The following is a 17,414-nucleotide window of genomic DNA, read 5'->3' on the forward strand; positions in this document are numbered from 1 at the left end:
GCCTGTGGCTTTTCCAGATGGCAGTTCATGATGACATCGTTTGAGATTTTCATCGTTAAGTAAGTGCACAAGCGATGTGAACTTTATGTCCGGTCGTTCTTTAGCTAATTCTGCTATCCTTATCAGTTTCGTTTCCATTTAAAATTCTACCTCCGTGTGTAGTAAATGTTGCCCTTCTAAGGGCGATTCAAGGTGGTTGCCTTCCCTCCATCAGCATTACCCGACTTCATTGGTACTATGAAACCATCCGACTTCCTGCCGGGCATTTGGTCTTCTTGCTTTGTATCGCTTGTTAACCATACTCTCTAAAAAAAAATTTTAGAAAGACCTAGCAGGACCTCCCGAGTTGCTACAACATATCAATGTATGACGTGCCAAGGTCTACGACTCCGAAGAAGTCTCTACTCCCTTGCCATTACGATAGTAGAGATGTTGCTTTCTGTGCCCCAGAGCACATCAGCCTTCTTATCCGCGGCATTTCGAAGCTCAATCCCTTCAACCAATCGGCTTTCGGCCCATCACCTAACTGTCTACGCTTAAAGATGTGAGTTACCTCACACCCTCCAAGACTCGCTACGAGCGAATGGCTAGTTCTTACTCGGTGGGAATCCCACCCACTATATGTTGCAACCTATGCTCGGTCGCTCCTGGAGTCGCCGCCCTTCCGCTCCAATCTACGAAATTTGCTAGCTAACGACGCATTATTCCAATATTGGACTTAATAAAAAAAGCACAAGATGCCCTCGCTCAAACAGGGTCTTGTGCTTTTCTTTTAGTTATTTAACTCGTAATGCTTACCTTTTAGAAGATACAACAATCGCTCCGCTAAATTCGTTGCATGGTCTGCAGATCTTTCTAAGTAACGACAAACAAATGATAACTGCGTTACTTGACTAAGTTGTTCTGGTTTCTGTACCCCTACATTAAGTAGCGTCCGAATAGCATGGCCATACAACTCATCTACTTCATCATCTTGTTTTGCAATTTTCCTTGCCTCATCCATATTTTCATGAATAAATGCATCTAATATTTGCTTTAACATTGCAATAGTTTTCACACGCATTTCATCAAGCAGATAAATAGGTTCAATATGTTCATCTTTTCCAATGCGAATCGTTTCTTTTGCAATATTAACCGCATAATCGCCAATGCGCTCCATATCAGAAGCAATTTTTACAAGCACCATTAGTCTTCTTAAATCCTTCGCAACTGGTTGTTGTTTTGCAATTAACAAAATAACCCGATCATTAATTTCTTCTTCCATATGATTAATATGGATATCATGATTAATAACAGACAATGCACCTTCAATATTACTGCCTAATAAGTAATCCATTGATGTGTTTAACGTATCAATTGCTGTATTGCTTAGTTCTATTAATAACTTTTGTACCTTTTGTAATTCTTCATCGAACTTCTCTCTACCCACCATTTTTCATAACCCCTTTTCTTATCCGAATCGACCTGAAATATAATCTTCCGTACGTTTATCTTCCGGTGTAGAGAAAATAACATCGGTTTGATCAAACTCCACTACTTCACCAGACAAGAAAAATGCTGTTTTGTCTGAAATTCGAGCAGCTTGTTGCATATTGTGCGTTACAATAATAATTGAATAATCTTCTTTTAATTCTTGAATAAGTTCTTCTACTTTTAATGTAGAAATTGGGTCTAGTGCAGATGTAGGCTCATCCATTAAAATAACATCCGGCTCAATTGCTAAACAACGTGCGATACAAATACGTTGTTGTTGTCCTCCTGATAGACTATAAGCATTCGTGTGCAAGCGGTCCTTAACTTCATCCCAAATAGCTGCTCCGCGTAAACTTTTTTCTACAATTTGATCTAAAATCTTTTTATTTTTGATTCCGTGAATTCTTGGACCATAAGCAATATTATCATAAATGGATTTTGGAAATGGATTTGGTTTTTGGAATACCATTCCTACTTTTGTACGTAGCTCTTCCACGCCATAATCATTATCAAAAATATTACGTTCTCGATATAAAATTTTACCAGACGTTTTCACCGTAGGTACTAATTCTACCATACGATTTAATGTTTTTATATACGTTGATTTCCCACATCCAGAAGGTCCGATAATCGCTGTTACTTCATTTTCTTTAATTTGCAAATTAATATCTTTTAGCGCATGGTGATTACCATACCATAAATTTAATTGTTGCGTATTATAGACGAGACTTGATGTATTATCATTTTGTGTGTTGGACCCTTTTACTAACGATTGTACCATTATACTTCCCCCTAGTTAATTAATACCTTTTTGAGAATTTGTTACGAATAAATATAGCGATTGAGTTCATGATCAATAAAAAGATCATTAAAACAAGAATTCCAGCCGCAGCTACAAATTGGAAGTCCTTTTGTGGACGTTTTGCCCAATCATAAATTTGCATTGGTAACGCAGTAAATTGGCTTAAAAGATCCGTTGGAAGAAACTGAATAATAACAGGAATCCCAATTACGATAAGTGGTGCTGTTTCTCCCACTGCTCGTGAAAGCGCCAAAATGGCACCTGTTAATATTCCTGGAAGTGCAGACGGCAATACAATTTTTAGAACTGTTTGCCATTTTGTAGCACCCATACCATAAGATGCTTCCCTGATATCGTTTGGCACAGCGCGGATTGCTTCTTGTGATGCAACAATAATGACAGGAATTATTAACAAACTCATTGTAAGTCCTGCAGCTAAAATACTATTTCCTAGAGCCAGTGCACGAACAAAAATGGTTAAACCAAGTAACCCGAATACAATAGATGGAACTCCAGCAAGATTCGAGATATTCAACCTTATAAAATCACTCAATTTATTTTTCTTTGCATATTCTTCCAAATAAATAGCGGTTCCAACACCTAATATAATAGATACTGGTGCAACTACGCACATTAACCAAATAGAACCAACAAGTGCGGCTTTAATCCCTGCTTTTGCAGGAAAACGAGAGCCAAAGTTTTGGAAAAATTCTGGCGTTAAATAGCCAACACCTTGTGTAATAATCCGATAAAACAATATGGCTAATGTAAGTAATGCGAATAATGTCGCAAAAAAGAAAATTACTTTAAAAATCTTATTAATGGTGAGGCGATTCACCATTCTTTTTACAACAGATTCATGATTTACATATTTCATATTAATATTCCTCCCGATATTTTTTCGAAATAGCGTGAGCAATTAGATTCATTACCAGTGTAAATAAGAACAATGTAAAACCTACTGAGTAAATAGAATAGTAAATAGTTGTTCCGTAGCCCGCATCACCAGAAGAAATTTGTACAATATACGCAGTCATCGTTTGAATCGATCCAGTCACATCAAAGTCGAATTTTGGCGTAGATCCTCCGGCAAGTGAAACAATCATTGTCTCTCCAATTGCTCGTGAAATGGCAAGTACAATAGAAGCAATGATCCCAGATAGAGCGGCTGGCAATACTACTTTTAGCGCTACTTCCAATTTAGTTGACCCCATTGCGAGTGCACCTTCACGAATCGAATTAGGTACAGATGACATTGCATCTTCAGATAAAGATGCAATCATTGGTAAAATCATTATTCCAACAACAATACCTGGACTTAAAGCATTAAATATTTTTAGATCTGGAATAAATTGTTGCAATAATGGCGTTACAAATGTCAAAGCAAAGAAACCATAAACAATTGTCGGAATTCCAGCTAATACTTCTAATATTGGTTTGATAATTCTTCTTGTAGTATCTGAAGCATATTCACTTAAGAATATGGCTGAGCTTATACCAAATGGTACTGCTACAATCGCTGCTATTATTGTTACTTTTAATGTTCCAGCAATTAAAGGAAGAATACCGAATGTAGGTGCTTTACTAGAGAACGGATACCACTCGGTTCCAAATAAAAAGCTTAACACCGGAATTTCCTTGAAGAAAATAACCGTTTCAACTATCAAAGTTGCGACAATTCCAATTGTCGTTAAAACAGAAATAGAAGCAATTAAAAATAAAATGGCTGGTATTAACTTTTCCACCATTTGTTTTTGCTTCTTACTGTTTGATTTTGCAATTAGCTCTTGCACTGATGGTTGATCAGATACTTGTTTTTGAGCCATTGTGAATCCCCCTTTTACCAAAACGTAAGAAAAGAGTAGCAATTATGCTACTCATTCACTTACAATCGGTTTACCTTTTTCAAACTTATTTTAAACCTTCTAAAGTAGTTAAACCTGCTTCATAATCTGCAGCCGGAAGACTTACATATCCAACAGCTTCAGCCATATCGCCTGCATATTCAAGTGAATATTTCATGAAATCATAAAATGCTGGGTTTTCAGAAAGTGCACTGTTTTTGGCATAAACGAATAATGGACGTGATAGTGGAGAGTACTCTCCTGATTCAATTGTTTGATTGTTCGGTTCTACACCGTTCACATGAACTGCTTGTAAAGTATCTTGGTTAGCTAAGTAGTATGCAAATCCAAAGAAACCAATTGCATTTTTATCTGCTTGTACACCTTGTACTAATACGTTGTCATCTTCTGAAAGAGTTGCAGATTTAACAAGATCTTCTCCATCAAGAATTACTTCATCAAAGTAATCATATGTTCCTGAATCTGTACCAGGGGAATAGAATACTACTTCTTCAGCTGGCCATGCTGGGTTAATATCAGACCATTTTTTAGCAGTTCCATCTTCAACCCATAATTTTTTAAGATCTTCTACTGTTAAATCTTTTGCCCAGTCATTATCTTTGTTTATTACAACTGTAAGACCGTCATTAGCTATTTTGAATTCAGTGAAGTCAATACCTGCATCTGCAAGTGCTTTAGCTTCTTCTTCTTTAATAGGGCGAGATGCATTTGAGAAATCCGTTTCGCCAGCGATGAATTTTTTAAAACCGCCGCCTGTTCCAGATACTCCAACTGTTACTTGAACTTTACTTTGTACGCCACCATATTCTTCAACAAGTGCTTCTGTAATTGGAGCTACAGTACTTGAACCGTCACCAGATACAGATCCTTCAATAGCTGCTACTTCTTCAACAGGTTTTTCAGTTGAAGTGTCAGCTGGTGTTTCTGTTGGTGTTTCTTTAGCAGTATTTCCACAAGCTCCAAGCGCAAGCGCTGAACCAACCATTGTTGTCGCTAATAAGTATTTCCAGTTTTTCATCAGGTAAATCCCCCTAAAATTATGTTTTTCTTTTCTTTGTTACAAAAACTACTTTAAAGGTTACATGTTGAGTCTGTATGAATCTATTGTAAAGGTTTTGTAAACAGTAAAACATTTTGATTAAAAATAGAAAAAACCGGTCAATCTATTCATTTAATAGGATGACCAGTTTTTTCGAGTTTATTCTGCTTGTTCTTCATCAATCGAATCGTTTGTAAACGGCGGTTTAATGAGTGATGTTGCTGTAGACTCATTTTCCTTTAAAGCATTATTTTTTTGTTTTATCTCAAAATATTTGTCGACTAATTCTCGAGCGATTGGAGTTAGAAAGTTAGTTTTGTAACTAGACTCTAATGATGCCTGTGGAACGACAATTGCATATGCTATTTCTGGATTATCATATGGAGCAAATCCAATATGAGTTAAATTGACAGTATTGAAACTTTTCCTTAATTCGGGATCCGTATAAAAAGATTGTGCTGTTCCTGTTTTACCAGCTGCTGTATAAGGTGCACTTGCAAAAGCTGAACGAGCAGACCCTTTACTACCAAAATATACTCGTTGCATCCCTTGACGGACTCGCTCAATTTCTGCTCTTGTATTATCTACTGTATTTAATATATTAGGTGCCATTTCTTTCACAATTTTCCCTAGCTGTACTCCATCAGGAGACGGTTCTCTAATTTCTTTTACAACATGGGGCTGAATCCGACTTCCTCCGTTCGCAAGCGTTGCCGCGAATTGAGCAAGTTGTAAAGGAGTGTACGTATCATATTGACCGATAGCTAAGTCAAGTAGTTTCCCCATTTCTATACCGCCCTCAACTCCGGATACTTCTCCCGGTAAATCAATGCCAGTTGGAACGCCAAGCCCTAATTGCGCGTAACCATTGCGCATTTTCTGGAATGCTTCTGGTCCGAAATTTATCCCTTGATTTGGCTGATAAGTTCGACCGGCTATACCATATGCAATTTGGAACATATAAGAGTTGGAAGAACGTTCAAGTGCTTCTAAATCATTCATTGGAATTCTACCAGACCGGTTAAATACAGAACTTTTTGGATTAGAACCTTTTATGCGGATCGGCTGGTCTATTAATGTCTGACCAGGGGACAACGCATTTTCACGATAACCAGTAAGTACCGTACCAGGTTTTATTGTAGAACCAACTTCATATGCCGTTGTAAAAGCTGCAAATGCATAATCTCGAACTGTCGGTTTTCCCGTTTCTGAATCTTTGACAATTTGCTTTCCTACTAATGATAATACTTCTCCGGTATATGGATCTAGCATTATTAAAAATGCTCTGTCTAAATATTTGGTACCCGCATTATTTTTTTTCATCTCTAATAATTTTTTTTCTAATATGGTTTCCATTTCGGTTTGGAGTTCACTATTTATTGTTAATACGAGGTCCTTTCCCGGTTCTCCTTCATAAACAGTTTTAATGTCGACTACCCGGCCTTTTCCATCTGTGATATTTTTGACAACACTTTTTTGACCTTGCAGCACTTCTTCATATTGTTGCTCAATATAACTTTTTCCGACACGATCGTTTCGCGAGTAGTCTCTTGATAAGAAATAGTCTAACCGATTTTTCGGAATCCCCTCTTTTGGTAAGGTCGTTGTTCCTAAAATGGCCAGTGTGGAATTTTTAACGCGTCTCCAATCGGTTGTTGTATTAACACCTTTTAAATCTCCTAAACGCTCCGATACACGCGCGAATTCTTCTACCGTCACTTCTTCAGAAATTTGGCCTGGTTTAAGTTCTTTTTTCGCGACGTCTCCTCCTTTAATAATTTGCGGGGAAAGTGCATAACCAGAAGCCATTTCACGATAAATAGCTATTATTTCTAATTCTTGGGGTGTAAACGAATTCAATTGTTCTTCTGTAATTTTGCTTCGTATCAACCGATTAATCGCAGCATTTTTTTCTTTTTTCGACAAGTCTTCGTCGTTTTCAATTTCATTGCGTTCTTTCGTTGTTACTAAATCATTCGCTTCTTCGCTATGTTTAAATAACCAAAAATCTTGTAAGTCGCTTTTTGTTATAGCATTTATATCCTTTTCGATAAGCAAGCTTAGTGTTTCTGCTATTTCATACATATCTTTTGCGGTGGTCGTTTGCATTTTTGTATACGTAATCGCTTTTTGCGGTTTATTGTCTACTAAAATTCGACCTTCGCTATCAAAAATACGACCTCGAGGTACGCTTGTATTGACCGGGACTTCTTCTGTTCTTTCTATTTCTCTCGTATAGTCATCACCTTTTACTATTTGTAAATAGCCTAGACGTAATATTAACATCGTAAAAAGAATGAAGATGGAAAAGAAAAGTATATTCATACGAAAAGTAATATTAGCTCGTTGTTTTGCTTTCACGCTTTGTGCACGTTTATTAGTAATTTTACGCATAAGTTCACCTACTTTGTTATTAGCTTTTATTGTAACATAAAAAGCACACACTTTTAGACGTAAAAGTGTGTGCTAAGTTTCTTTTTAGTATGAAATTATTTTGAAGCCTCGAAACGTTTTGATACTTCATCCCAATTTACTACATTCCAGAACGATCCGATGTAGTCAGGACGACGGTTTTGGTAGTTTAAGTAGTAAGCATGCTCCCAAACGTCTAATCCTAATAATGGTGTTTTACCTTCCATGATTGGTGAATCTTGGTTAGCTGTAGAAGAAACTTCTAATTCTCCATTAGCAACGGATAACCAAGCCCAGCCTGAACCGAAACGAGTTGTTGCAGCTTTAGCAAACTCTTCTTTAAAAGCATCAAAGCTACCGAATTTAGCATCGATTGCTGATGCTAGTTCACCAGTTGGATTTCCACCACCGTTTGGTGAAAGGATTTGCCAGAATAGTGTGTGGTTTGCATGTCCTCCACCATTATTGCGAACTGCTGTTTTAATGTCTTCTGGAAGAGCGTCTAAGTTAGCGATTAACTCTTCTACTGACTTGCTTTCTAAATCCGCTTTACCCGCTACTGCGTTATTTAAGTTTGTTACATATGTGTTATGATGTTTCGTGTGATGAATATTCATCGTCTCTTTATCGATATGTGGTTCTAGTGCGTCGTACGCGTAAGGTAATTGTGGTAATTCGTATGCCATTTTTGTTTCCTCCTAAAGAATATTTTAGAAAATTCTTTCCGTATATTAGCGTATCAAAATAACAGAAAACCTTCAACGAAAATAACCTATTATATTCTCATACTTTTGACTGAACTAGATAAACATGATAAAAATAACAAGCATCACGGCTAGAATTATAATTTTCACAACAGTAGATGTTAGAAATCCAATTAACGAACCGACCCCAGATTTAAGTGCTTGTTTCAAGCCTTCTCTCGTAACGATCAACTCTGCAAGTACAGCAAAAAGAAATGGTCCGATTAAAATACCTGCAACCGGAATCACAAATGGCCCGAAGATCAACCCAATCGTACTTCCCCATACCCCTGCCTTCGTTCCTCCAAATTTCTTTACTCCGAAAGCATTCGCAGCCATATCAGCACTAAATAGTAAAACAATGAATAAAGCTTGAATTACCCAAAATAACCAACCTAACTCGGAAAAAGAGAAAAACAGTCCATATATAACGTATCCAAGCAGCATGAAAACAACCGACGGAATAATCGGGTAAAACGTTCCGATAAAAGCAACAACAAAACTTGCAACTATTAAAATCCAACCAAATATGGCAATCATATACGTTTTCCTAATACCGCATCCGCAATATTCACAGAGTGGTCGCCTATTCTTTCTAAATTACTTAAAATATCCACAAACATTACGCCTGCATGGCCACTACATAATCTTTCATTCAAACGAATAATATGATTTTTTCTAAATTGACGTTCCATTCTGTCAATAATTTGTTCTTGTTCTACCACTTCACGTGCTATTTGATCATTACTTAAATCTAATGCTTCTAATGCTTTTTTTACCGTATTAATAGTTAACTCAAACATCTCTGAAATATCTTCTAGGGCATCCGTCGTTAATTGAAGACGTTGTTCCCCTTGATAATCAATCAATTCGATAATATTCTCAAAATGATCGCCTATCCGTTCGATATCACGCACTGTACCTAGTAGCATGAAATGCCTAGATGAATCTTGACTTGAAAGCGGCTGAGAAGATATTTTCACTAGGTAATTGGTTATTTTCGTATCTAGATGATTAATTACATCTTCTAATCGATACGCTTCTACTGCATCATGTTGATGTCCATTCTTTAAATAATCATATGTTTTTTCTAACCCTTGAATACTAAATTCACCCATACGTAAAATTTCTTCTTTTGCTTGTCCAATAGCAATCGATGGGGATTCTAAAATGAAATCTTCCTCTAAATGTTTCGGTTTAAATTTTGTATTCATATCTTCACCGGGTATGACTTTTACTAATAAGTAAATCCAAGTACCTATTAAAGGAAACTGAAGAATAACATTCACTACATTAAACGTTCCATGCGCAAATGCAATTTGCATTTTATTTTCTAATGAAAGCACGCCCGCTATCCATTCTATATACAAAGTAAAAGGTGTTAAGAAAATCAGAAACACAATCGATCCAACTACATTAAACAGCACATGTGCAGCAGCAGTTCTTTTTGCACTTACTGATGCTCCAATAGAAGCAAGAACTGCTGTGATAGTAGTACCAATATTATCACCAAATAAAATGGGTAATGCACCATGTAGAGAAATTAACCCCTCCGAATAAAACCCTTGCAAAAATGCTACGGATGCACTCGAACTTTGAATAAGCATTGTCATAACTGTACCTGCAATAACACCAAGTAAAGGGTGTTCACTCGTCTTCAAAGTGAAATCTGTAAAAGAAGATAAATGCTGAAGTGGGCTCATCCCACTTGTCATTAATTCCAACCCTAAAAATAGGCCACCAAAACCGAAGATGATTTCACCAATATTTTGAATGGACTTCTTTTTAAATAAGAAAATTAAAAAAGCACCGATTGCCATGATAGGAAGTGCATATTCGCCAATATCAAAACCAATGACAAAAGCTTTCACCGTTGTTCCTATATTAGCTCCCATTATGACACCAATAGATTGCCTTAGCGTCATAAAACCTGCACTAACAAGTCCGATAGTAATAACAATTGTACCGCTACTTGATTGGATTAACAAAGTAAAAAGAATACCTACAGCAACCCCCATTAGCGGATTGGTGACATACCGATCCAATAAATCTCGTAATTTATTTCCAGCGGTTTTTTGTAAGCCGTCACCCATAAATTTAATGGCGAATAAGAAGATTCCTATTCCACCAAAAAATTCAAAGAGCATTTCTTGCCAATTCAGCTCCACGTCGTAATTCAACTCCCATTTCGACAATTTTCGCATGTTTACGTATAAAGTATAAAGGAAATGTAAAGCTAAAGTATACATATTAATAATTTCTTTACAATTCCCACACCTTTCTTTTGTCTCCTTCTATTGAAAGATGCTAAAATTGATAGGAAAGGGTGAAGTTTGTGAAGTTATATCAAATTTTGAAGGGTAGTTTACAAAGTCCAAAAAAAATAGCGGCATTTCGACTTATTCCGATAGGAAAAGTAATGCAATACATATTTAGTTATATTCTCATAATGACTATTATTTCATTTATCTTTTTTATGAACGGAATATCCGAACAGCAATCGAGTATGGAAGGATTGCTCGAATACTTTTCTAAAATCCAGTGGCTACTCTATCCTTTTGCATTTATATTTTTATTTGTGTTCAATACATTATTAATCTTTGTCCAAATAAGTATACTAGCTTATATCGGAAGTGGTATTCTCTATGTAAGAAAAAGAAAAGGCGAATATCGTCATATTTGGCGAACTACTCTTTTTGCTAGTACTGTTCCGATGATACTGTCCATTTTAGCAACATTACTTCAGTGGACGAGCAGTTATATTCAGGTAGCAATTTATGTAATCACACTTCTATATTTAATACTCGCTACTAAATATTATCCGATTAAGAGATAGTCATACGCCCCCTTTGTCATGCATAGAATAGGACAAGGGGGTTTTTTTATGAAAATATTCTTAGCAACTATCTTACTCTTAATCTCGTTCTATATAGTGAAAGTAGATCTATTCGAAGGTACAATCCCGCTTGCCTATTATCCGGCGGATCAGGCAAAAGAATGTATAGAAACACTCGATTATATTTCAGTCGAAATCGTTGGTGGAGACACTATTTACTCGTTATTTTCTTTGTATCCAACAGAAGAGTCCATTACTTTTACCAAGAGATTAAATGATTTTTATACATTGAATCCGCATCTGATTAATCAAAGCTTTATCCCAGGTGAACATGTACTTTTGCCAATATATACTGCATCTGGCCAATGTAAAAATTAACAACTAGAGGTTTCTTCCTTGTCAACACCTTCTAAAGACTGATAAAATGATGAATAGTGATGGCAAACAGCCTCGAGAAGGAGAGAATTACATGAGTGAAATAATTCATCGTTCCAAAACTCGTCCAGTTCGAGTTGGAAACTTAACAATAGGTGGCAGTGACGAACTATTTATCCAAAGTATGACGACGACGAAAACACATGATGTGGAAGCAACAGTTGCAGAAATTTTGCGATTAGAAGAAGCTGGTTGTCAAATCGTTCGTGTCGCTTGTCCTGATGAACGCGCTGCATATTCGATCGGAGAGATAAAAAAACGAATTAATATACCACTAGTAGTGGATATCCATTTTGACTATAAACTAGCGCTTATTGCGATTGAGCAAGGTGCAGATAAAATTCGTATTAACCCAGGTAACATCGGACGTAAAGAAAAAGTAGAAGCAGTTGTAAATGCTGCAAAAGCTAAAGGTATCCCAATTCGTATTGGTGTAAATGCCGGGTCTTTAGAAAAGAAAATTTTAGAGAAATATGGTTACCCTACTGCAGATGGTATGGTAGAAAGTGCATTACACCATATTAAAATACTTGAAGACTTAGATTTTCACGATATTATCGTGTCGATGAAAGCATCGGACGTTAACTTAGCGATTGAAGCATACCGAAAAGCTTCCCAAGCGTTTGACTACCCGTTACATTTAGGAATTACTGAATCAGGTACACTTTTCGCTGGTTCCATTAAAAGTGCGGCAGGTCTAGGCACATTACTATCTATGGGTATTGGTAACACGCTTCGTGTATCACTAAGTGCAGATCCTGTGGAAGAAATCAAAGTGGCACGTGAATTATTAAAAGTATTTGGTTTGTCATCTAATGCAGCTACTTTAATCTCTTGTCCTACATGTGGACGTATTGAAATTGACTTAATTTCCATTGCAAATGAAGTAGAAGAATATATCTCCCATATTAAAGCACCGATTAAAGTTGCTGTGTTAGGCTGCGCAGTCAACGGTCCTGGTGAAGCTCGAGAAGCAGATATCGGGATTGCAGGAGCACGTGGGGAAGGACTTTTATTCCGCAAAGGAAAAACAGTACGTAAAGTACCGGAAGAAACAATGGTCGACGAACTGAAAATAGAAATCGATAAAATTGCAGCAGAATATTTTGCTCAACAAGAACTAGAAAATCAAAAAGCATAAGGAGTCGGGAAAATGACGAATATTCGATTTGGAATCGATATAGACGGGACAGTAACATGCCCTACTTCTTTACTTCCACATATTAATGAAGCATTTAAATGTAATTTACAGTTAAGTGATATTAAAGAATATGACCTAACAAAAGCTTTTCCAGTAAGTGAAAGAGAATTCTATGAATGGTTTAAAAAATCAGAAGCTACTATTTATGCAACCTCCCCTATTCAACCAGATGCTCATGCAGTCTTGTCTGCTTGGAAAGAAAAATATGAACTATACTTCATATCTGCTCGCGGGGAAAATGTAATGGATGTTACGCTTAACTGGTTCAAAGAGCAAGAGTTGCTTTACGATCATATCGAATTAATCGGTACACATAATAAAATAGAAACAGCTAGAAAGCATGATGTCCATGTCTTCTTTGAAGACAAGCACGATAATGCGGTTGAAATACATGAAGAATTAGATATTCCGGTGCTATTATTTAACACACCATATAATCAACAGGCTGCTCCAACCGGAGTCATTCGTGTAAATAATTGGATTGAAGCAAATAACTGGATTGAAAAAGAATTTGCGCTATCGCAAAAATAATTAGAACTATATAACCTCGCCAACTCAATATTTGGCGAGGTTTTTTTTGAAATAGGGGGAATTGGAGGAAGTTCGAAGATTTCTAACAGTCATTTTGGATCAGCATCTTTCATTTTTCTAAGTTCTGACACCGTTACAAACTCATATCCTTGTTTTTTAAGTTCAGGAATAATTTTTTCCAATGCTTGAACAGTTTGTCTTCGATTACCTCCCCCATCGTGAAAAAGAATGATATTTCCTGGCTTGACACCTTTTAGTACTGTTCTTACTATTCGATGGACTCCGGGGTTTTTCCAATCCTCTGTATCTTGATGCCAAGACCACATTACCACCTTATATCCTTTTTTTACAACACTTTGAATCATTTGATCAGTGTATTGTCCTTCTACCGGCCGAAAGAGTTCTGGATAAGTACCAGTAATACTATAAATTAATTCATCCGTTTGTTTTAATTCTTTCTCCAAATTGGCTAGTGTCGTTTTTAGAGGATGAGTATAAGTATGGTTTGCTATTTCATGACCCTCGTTATATTCGCGTAAAATAAGATCGGAGTTCTTTTCTGCATTTTCACCTACTACGAAGAAGGTAGCTTTTGCATTATAATTCGATAAAATATCCAGTATCTCTGCTGTATGCTTCGGATGAGGTCCGTCATCAAATGTAAGTGCCACGACTTTTTCGTTTGTCTTAATTTCCCACATTATTTCTCCAGTTGTTTCATAATGGTATCTGTCTTTAACTGCAGAAGCTTTTAAATTTAATCCAAGTACTAACAATAGTCCCACGAAAATTAAGCATAATAAACCAGTAAGTATTTTTTTCATTACATCACATTCCAATCTTTTAAAATCACCGACTTTTGATTACTTTTTACTTTATAAGAGGATTTATGCAATCTTAAAAAGCTTTAATCGCATTGATTTAAAATTTCATATACTTTTGTTATGGATAGCACTTCATACCGCACTGTTTTTGCTTACAGTCGTTTTAAAATATATCCTAAAAACTAAACAAATGAATTAGTTTAACATTCATCGTTTTCATAATATGTATTATCTCGTTTTAGGAGGTGCACAAGATGGGTTATGGTTGTGATTTTTGCGGTCCTGGATTTGGGCCAGGCTTTGTTGGTCCGGCCAATGTAGGTCCTGGTTGCGGTCGCCCTGGATTCGGTTGGGCATTTGCATTACTTATTGTTCTGTTTATTCTTTTAATCATTATTGGAGCGAGTTTCTTCAACGGATACGGTGGAGATGGTTGCTGACAATAGGCATAAAACTAGAATCTAAAGCACATTTTGAGACAGGTCACAAGAACCTGTCTTTTTTAGTAATTCTTAAAAGTCTATTCTTCATAAACCGCTTTTTATTAGTGTGCCAATCCATTTCAATCTATTCAGTAATCTTAATAAAATAAAAAAAGCACTGCCAAACGTTGATTTGGCGATGCTTTTAAAGTCAGTCCGGGGAGTTCCAGTAAAATTCAAATTTATTCCATTGCTGTTGGTAATTTCGTCCTCTGTATCCATTCGCTCTTGCACAGTGAATTAATATTCCATAGTTAAATGCCCTAGTACTTTTTTAAAATTTGAATACGCTATTTGTAACTGAAGGTTCATTGTCCGCCCTGTCAGTACCTCCAGTGGTTTTAAAATATTTTCTTAAAGCCAAATAAATGTATTAGAACAACTTGCATTATCGATATTAAATAAACTATCTCGAATATAGGAGGTGTACTTTATGGGTGAAGCAGTTGGTGGATACGGATTCGGCTCAGGATTCGCTTTAATTATTGTTCTTTTTATTCTTTTAATTATTATTGGCGCAAGTTTCTTAGGTGGAGGTTACGGCGGCGGTTACTGTTGATGAAAAAGGGCTTTAAACCGTAAACTAGAGTACTTTCTGAGACAGGTCATAAGAACCTGTCTTTTTTCATCATTCCAGACGACTTTATTCACACTTTTTTCGGGTGGGAGCATTTATATTAATAATATAAAAAGAAGCACCGCCAAACGTTGATTTGACGATGCTTAATGACATTTCGGGCAGTTCCCGTATATTTCGAATTTATGATTTTCAATTTCATACCCTGGAATCGCATTTTGAAGCGTTTCCATCGGACAATAATGAATCTCTTTTATATTTCCACAAGACATACATATAAAATGATGGTGATGATGATCCGCCTCACATTGCATTCTAAAATGTTTTTCTCCAGTAAGCTCTGTTTCTTCTAAAATACCTAATTCCACAAATGTGCTTAAGTTTCGATAAATCGTATCGTAACTCATCCCTGGGTGTTCCGCCATCATCACATCTAAAATATCCCTGGCTGTTATATATTTTTCCGTTTGCGAAAAAATCTCTAATATTTGTTCCCGTTTATCCGTTTTTTTAAAACCTTCTTTTTTAAGAATATCCCATGCTTTTTCAATATTCATTGTGCTGGAACTCCTTTCTTCGTCCATTTTTTCGATAATATCGTCAGAAGTAAGATAATAATGGAGACGACAACGATTGTACCTCCTGGCGCTATATTCAAATAAAATGCGCTAGCTAGTCCAACAATAACCGCCAATTCACCAAAAACAATAGAGAAAATGATAGCTTGTTTAAAGCTTTTTGAAATACGCATCGCCGCTGCAACTGGCAATGTGATTAAAGAAGAAACGAGCAATATACCAACAATGCGCATCGAGCCGGCAATAACTAATGCCGTAACGATCATAAACAGCACATGTATCCATTTGGCAGGCAGTCCGGATGCTTTTGCATATTCTTCGTCGAAAGACAACACAAATAGTTCTTTAAAAAAGAAACTTAAAAATAACACAACGACTAGTGCAATAATTAATACAATCCATAAATCTTGTCTACTTACCGCTGAAACAGATCCAAATAAGTAGCTAAATAAATCCGAGCTAAATCCTTCTGCGAGAGAGATGAATATCGCCCCGAAACCAAGGCCTGCTGACATAATGATAGGAATTGCTAGTTCTTCATAATGCTTATATAATCTTCGAAGACGTTCGATAAACAAAGATCCTGTCACAGAAGCAGTAATTCCTAAATATAATGGATTTAATAACCCTAATGCACTAATGGATTGACTTAAGTATAAGCTCCCCGCGATGCCTGCAAGTGTAACATGACTTAGTGCATCAGCAATTAGTGATAGCCTACGTACAACGATAAATACTCCTAGAAGTGGTGCAATCACTCCAATGATTAAACCGGATGCAAACGCGTTTTGTAAAAACTCATAGCGAAATATCGAGTCTATCATACTTGCACCTCACTTCGATGCTCCACTTTTCGAACTGCATGCCCGTACCAAGCCTCGAGCTGCTCATCACTCATTGCATCCATGTCATTTTTAAATCCGTGGAAATGAATCGTCCGATTAAGACAGGCTACATGACTAATACTTTTCGATACAGCATCTACATCATGAGTTACTAAAACAATCGTAATCTTATGTTCCCGATTTAAATGTGATAACATAAGATAAAACGAACGAACATTTTTACTATCCACACCTACTGTCGGCTCATCGAGTATTAGAACTTTTGGATTGCTGATTAAAGCTCTAGCAATAAATACACGTTGCTGCTGACCACCCGATAGCTCTCCAATATTCCGGTGTGCAAAGTTTTCCATCCCTACCGATTTTAGCGCTTGTCGAACTTCTAATTGAACATTTTTCGGATATCCGCGAAATAAACCAATTTTTTTTACTAGCCCGCTTCGTACCACTTCTGCTACTGTTGCAGGAAAACCCGTGTTAAAAGCATTCGATTTTTGGGAAACATAGCCTATTTGCTCTTTTTCTTTAAATTGGTCAACTGGTTGACCGAGTAGTAGAACCTTCCCGTTTGTTGGCTTTAGCAATCCAAGAATTATTTTTAATAATGTGGACTTTCCAGATCCATTAGGACCAATAATCGCTAAAAAGTCCCCTTCTGCAATCGTTAAATTTATATCTGTTAACGCTTTTGTTTGTTCATATTGATACGAAATATTGTCTAATTGTATTAATGGTGTAACCATGTATTATTTCCTCTATTCTAATTCATAA

At 36.5% G+C, this 17,414-nt stretch carries 19 protein-coding genes; 6 read left to right on the forward strand and 13 right to left on the reverse strand.

The window, feature by feature from the left end; translation table 11 throughout:
- Positions 1 to 772 precede the first annotated feature (772 nt).
- The 9 genes from phoU to ACIQYS_RS00045 all read right to left on the reverse strand — a co-directional run bounded on the left by phoU (position 773) and on the right by ACIQYS_RS00045 (position 10,502).
- Positions 773 to 1,432, reverse strand: a complete 660-nt coding sequence (phoU, locus tag ACIQYS_RS00005) for a phosphate signaling complex protein PhoU (protein WP_402972969.1) — start codon at positions 1,430 to 1,432, stop codon at positions 773 to 775.
- An 18-nt stretch (positions 1,433 to 1,450) separates the two neighbouring features.
- Positions 1,451 to 2,254, reverse strand: coding sequence for a phosphate ABC transporter ATP-binding protein PstB (gene pstB / locus ACIQYS_RS00010; RefSeq protein WP_402972972.1), 804 nt, complete (start codon positions 2,252 to 2,254; stop codon positions 1,451 to 1,453).
- 19 nt (positions 2,255 to 2,273) lie between these two features.
- Positions 2,274 to 3,152, reverse strand: a complete 879-nt coding sequence (gene pstA / locus ACIQYS_RS00015) for a phosphate ABC transporter permease PstA (RefSeq protein ID WP_402972975.1) — start codon at positions 3,150 to 3,152, stop codon at positions 2,274 to 2,276.
- A 1-nt stretch (position 3,153) separates the two neighbouring features.
- Positions 3,154 to 4,101, reverse strand: coding sequence for a phosphate ABC transporter permease subunit PstC (gene pstC, locus ACIQYS_RS00020; protein ID WP_402972978.1), 948 nt, complete (start codon positions 4,099 to 4,101; stop codon positions 3,154 to 3,156).
- An 85-nt stretch (positions 4,102 to 4,186) separates the two neighbouring features.
- A complete protein-coding gene (locus ACIQYS_RS00025; protein WP_402972981.1) occupies positions 4,187 to 5,158 on the reverse strand; it encodes a PstS family phosphate ABC transporter substrate-binding protein in 972 nt (323 codons plus the stop codon).
- A gap of 180 nt (positions 5,159 to 5,338) precedes the next feature.
- Complete coding sequence (locus ACIQYS_RS00030; RefSeq protein WP_402972984.1) at positions 5,339 to 7,573, reverse strand: peptidoglycan D,D-transpeptidase FtsI family protein; 2,235 nt, start codon at positions 7,571 to 7,573, stop codon at positions 5,339 to 5,341.
- A 95-nt stretch (positions 7,574 to 7,668) separates the two neighbouring features.
- Positions 7,669 to 8,277, reverse strand: a complete 609-nt coding sequence (locus tag ACIQYS_RS00035) for a superoxide dismutase (RefSeq protein WP_402972987.1) — start codon at positions 8,275 to 8,277, stop codon at positions 7,669 to 7,671.
- A gap of 114 nt (positions 8,278 to 8,391) precedes the next feature.
- Complete coding sequence (locus ACIQYS_RS00040; RefSeq protein ID WP_402974049.1) at positions 8,392 to 8,871, reverse strand: DUF456 domain-containing protein; 480 nt, start codon at positions 8,869 to 8,871, stop codon at positions 8,392 to 8,394.
- Positions 8,871 to 10,502 carry a Na/Pi cotransporter family protein gene (locus ACIQYS_RS00045; RefSeq protein ID WP_402972991.1) on the reverse strand — a complete coding sequence of 544 codons (1,632 nt, stop codon included), beginning with the start codon at positions 10,500 to 10,502 and terminating at the stop codon, positions 8,871 to 8,873. Before ACIQYS_RS00045 ends, ACIQYS_RS00040 begins: the two co-directional genes overlap by 1 nt.
- Before the next feature lie 167 nt (positions 10,503 to 10,669).
- Here ACIQYS_RS00045 and ACIQYS_RS00050 point away from each other — a divergent pair, with 167 nt between their 5' ends.
- The 4 genes from ACIQYS_RS00050 to ACIQYS_RS00065 all read left to right on the forward strand — a co-directional run bounded on the left by ACIQYS_RS00050 (position 10,670) and on the right by ACIQYS_RS00065 (position 13,337).
- Positions 10,670 to 11,170: a DUF1189 family protein gene (locus ACIQYS_RS00050; protein WP_402972996.1), complete on the forward strand. Its 501-nt coding sequence runs from the start codon at positions 10,670 to 10,672 to the stop codon at positions 11,168 to 11,170.
- 48 nt (positions 11,171 to 11,218) lie between these two features.
- Positions 11,219 to 11,548, forward strand: a complete 330-nt coding sequence (locus ACIQYS_RS00055; protein WP_402972999.1) for a hypothetical protein — start codon at positions 11,219 to 11,221, stop codon at positions 11,546 to 11,548.
- A 91-nt stretch (positions 11,549 to 11,639) separates the two neighbouring features.
- Complete coding sequence (gene ispG / locus ACIQYS_RS00060; protein ID WP_402973004.1) at positions 11,640 to 12,746, forward strand: flavodoxin-dependent (E)-4-hydroxy-3-methylbut-2-enyl-diphosphate synthase; 1,107 nt, start codon at positions 11,640 to 11,642, stop codon at positions 12,744 to 12,746.
- A gap of 12 nt (positions 12,747 to 12,758) precedes the next feature.
- On the forward strand, positions 12,759 to 13,337 hold the full coding sequence (locus tag ACIQYS_RS00065; protein ID WP_402973010.1) for a hypothetical protein: 579 nt from the start codon (positions 12,759 to 12,761) through the stop codon (positions 13,335 to 13,337).
- 89 nt (positions 13,338 to 13,426) lie between these two features.
- Here ACIQYS_RS00065 and ACIQYS_RS00070 read toward each other — a convergent pair whose 3' ends face one another.
- Positions 13,427 to 14,161 carry a polysaccharide deacetylase family protein gene (locus ACIQYS_RS00070; protein ID WP_402973013.1) on the reverse strand — a complete coding sequence of 245 codons (735 nt, stop codon included), beginning with the start codon at positions 14,159 to 14,161 and terminating at the stop codon, positions 13,427 to 13,429.
- A 254-nt stretch (positions 14,162 to 14,415) separates the two neighbouring features.
- On the opposite strand from ACIQYS_RS00070, the gene ACIQYS_RS00075 reads away from it, so the two are divergent.
- Together ACIQYS_RS00075 and ACIQYS_RS00080 are read left to right on the forward strand one after the other, a co-directional pair.
- Positions 14,416 to 14,601 carry a YjcZ family sporulation protein gene (locus tag ACIQYS_RS00075; protein ID WP_402973016.1) on the forward strand — a complete coding sequence of 62 codons (186 nt, stop codon included), beginning with the start codon at positions 14,416 to 14,418 and terminating at the stop codon, positions 14,599 to 14,601.
- A 475-nt stretch (positions 14,602 to 15,076) separates the two neighbouring features.
- Complete coding sequence (locus ACIQYS_RS00080) at positions 15,077 to 15,202, forward strand: YjcZ family sporulation protein (protein ID WP_402973019.1); 126 nt, start codon at positions 15,077 to 15,079, stop codon at positions 15,200 to 15,202.
- A gap of 164 nt (positions 15,203 to 15,366) precedes the next feature.
- Here ACIQYS_RS00080 and ACIQYS_RS00085 read toward each other — a convergent pair whose 3' ends face one another.
- The 3 genes from ACIQYS_RS00085 to ACIQYS_RS00095 are packed head-to-tail and all read right to left on the reverse strand — an operon-like array spanning position 15,367 to position 17,386.
- Complete coding sequence (locus tag ACIQYS_RS00085; protein WP_402973022.1) at positions 15,367 to 15,777, reverse strand: Fur family transcriptional regulator; 411 nt, start codon at positions 15,775 to 15,777, stop codon at positions 15,367 to 15,369.
- Positions 15,774 to 16,622 (reverse strand): metal ABC transporter permease, encoded by an 849-nt coding sequence (locus ACIQYS_RS00090; RefSeq protein WP_402973025.1) that lies wholly within the window; start codon positions 16,620 to 16,622, stop codon positions 15,774 to 15,776. Before ACIQYS_RS00090 ends, ACIQYS_RS00085 begins: the two co-directional genes overlap by 4 nt.
- Positions 16,619 to 17,386, reverse strand: coding sequence for a metal ABC transporter ATP-binding protein (locus tag ACIQYS_RS00095; protein WP_402973028.1), 768 nt, complete (start codon positions 17,384 to 17,386; stop codon positions 16,619 to 16,621). The genes ACIQYS_RS00090 and ACIQYS_RS00095 overlap by 4 nt, the downstream gene beginning before the upstream one ends.
- Between the last annotated feature and the right edge of the window lie 28 nt (positions 17,387 to 17,414).

The organism is Psychrobacillus sp. NPDC096426 (genome assembly GCF_044762745.1).
In the GTDB taxonomy this organism is placed as follows: domain Bacteria; phylum Bacillota; class Bacilli; order Bacillales_A; family Planococcaceae; genus Psychrobacillus.

What these genes read in the sequence shown, in the direction of transcription:
- phoU (WP_402972969.1), bottom strand. Translation starts at nt 1,432, where the DNA reads ATGGTGGGTAGAGAGAAGTTCGATGAAGAATTACAAAAGGTACAAAAG.
- pstB (WP_402972972.1), bottom strand. Translation starts at nt 2,254, where the DNA reads ATGGTACAATCGTTAGTAAAAGGGTCCAACACACAAAATGATAATACA.
- pstA (WP_402972975.1), bottom strand. Translation starts at nt 3,152, where the DNA reads ATGAAATATGTAAATCATGAATCTGTTGTAAAAAGAATGGTGAATCGC.
- pstC (WP_402972978.1), bottom strand. Translation starts at nt 4,101, where the DNA reads ATGGCTCAAAAACAAGTATCTGATCAACCATCAGTGCAAGAGCTAATT.
- ACIQYS_RS00025 (WP_402972981.1), bottom strand. Translation starts at nt 5,158, where the DNA reads ATGAAAAACTGGAAATACTTATTAGCGACAACAATGGTTGGTTCAGCG.
- ACIQYS_RS00030 (WP_402972984.1), bottom strand. Translation starts at nt 7,573, where the DNA reads ATGCGTAAAATTACTAATAAACGTGCACAAAGCGTGAAAGCAAAACAA.
- ACIQYS_RS00035 (WP_402972987.1), bottom strand. Translation starts at nt 8,277, where the DNA reads ATGGCATACGAATTACCACAATTACCTTACGCGTACGACGCACTAGAA.
- ACIQYS_RS00055 (WP_402972999.1), top strand. Translation starts at nt 11,219, where the DNA reads ATGAAAATATTCTTAGCAACTATCTTACTCTTAATCTCGTTCTATATA.
- ispG (WP_402973004.1), top strand. Translation starts at nt 11,640, where the DNA reads ATGAGTGAAATAATTCATCGTTCCAAAACTCGTCCAGTTCGAGTTGGA.
- ACIQYS_RS00065 (WP_402973010.1), top strand. Translation starts at nt 12,759, where the DNA reads ATGACGAATATTCGATTTGGAATCGATATAGACGGGACAGTAACATGC.
- ACIQYS_RS00070 (WP_402973013.1), bottom strand. Translation starts at nt 14,161, where the DNA reads ATGAAAAAAATACTTACTGGTTTATTATGCTTAATTTTCGTGGGACTA.
- ACIQYS_RS00075 (WP_402973016.1), top strand. Translation starts at nt 14,416, where the DNA reads ATGGGTTATGGTTGTGATTTTTGCGGTCCTGGATTTGGGCCAGGCTTT.
- ACIQYS_RS00080 (WP_402973019.1), top strand. Translation starts at nt 15,077, where the DNA reads ATGGGTGAAGCAGTTGGTGGATACGGATTCGGCTCAGGATTCGCTTTA.
- ACIQYS_RS00085 (WP_402973022.1), bottom strand. Translation starts at nt 15,777, where the DNA reads ATGAATATTGAAAAAGCATGGGATATTCTTAAAAAAGAAGGTTTTAAA.
- ACIQYS_RS00090 (WP_402973025.1), bottom strand. Translation starts at nt 16,622, where the DNA reads ATGATAGACTCGATATTTCGCTATGAGTTTTTACAAAACGCGTTTGCA.
- ACIQYS_RS00095 (WP_402973028.1), bottom strand. Translation starts at nt 17,386, where the DNA reads ATGGTTACACCATTAATACAATTAGACAATATTTCGTATCAATATGAA.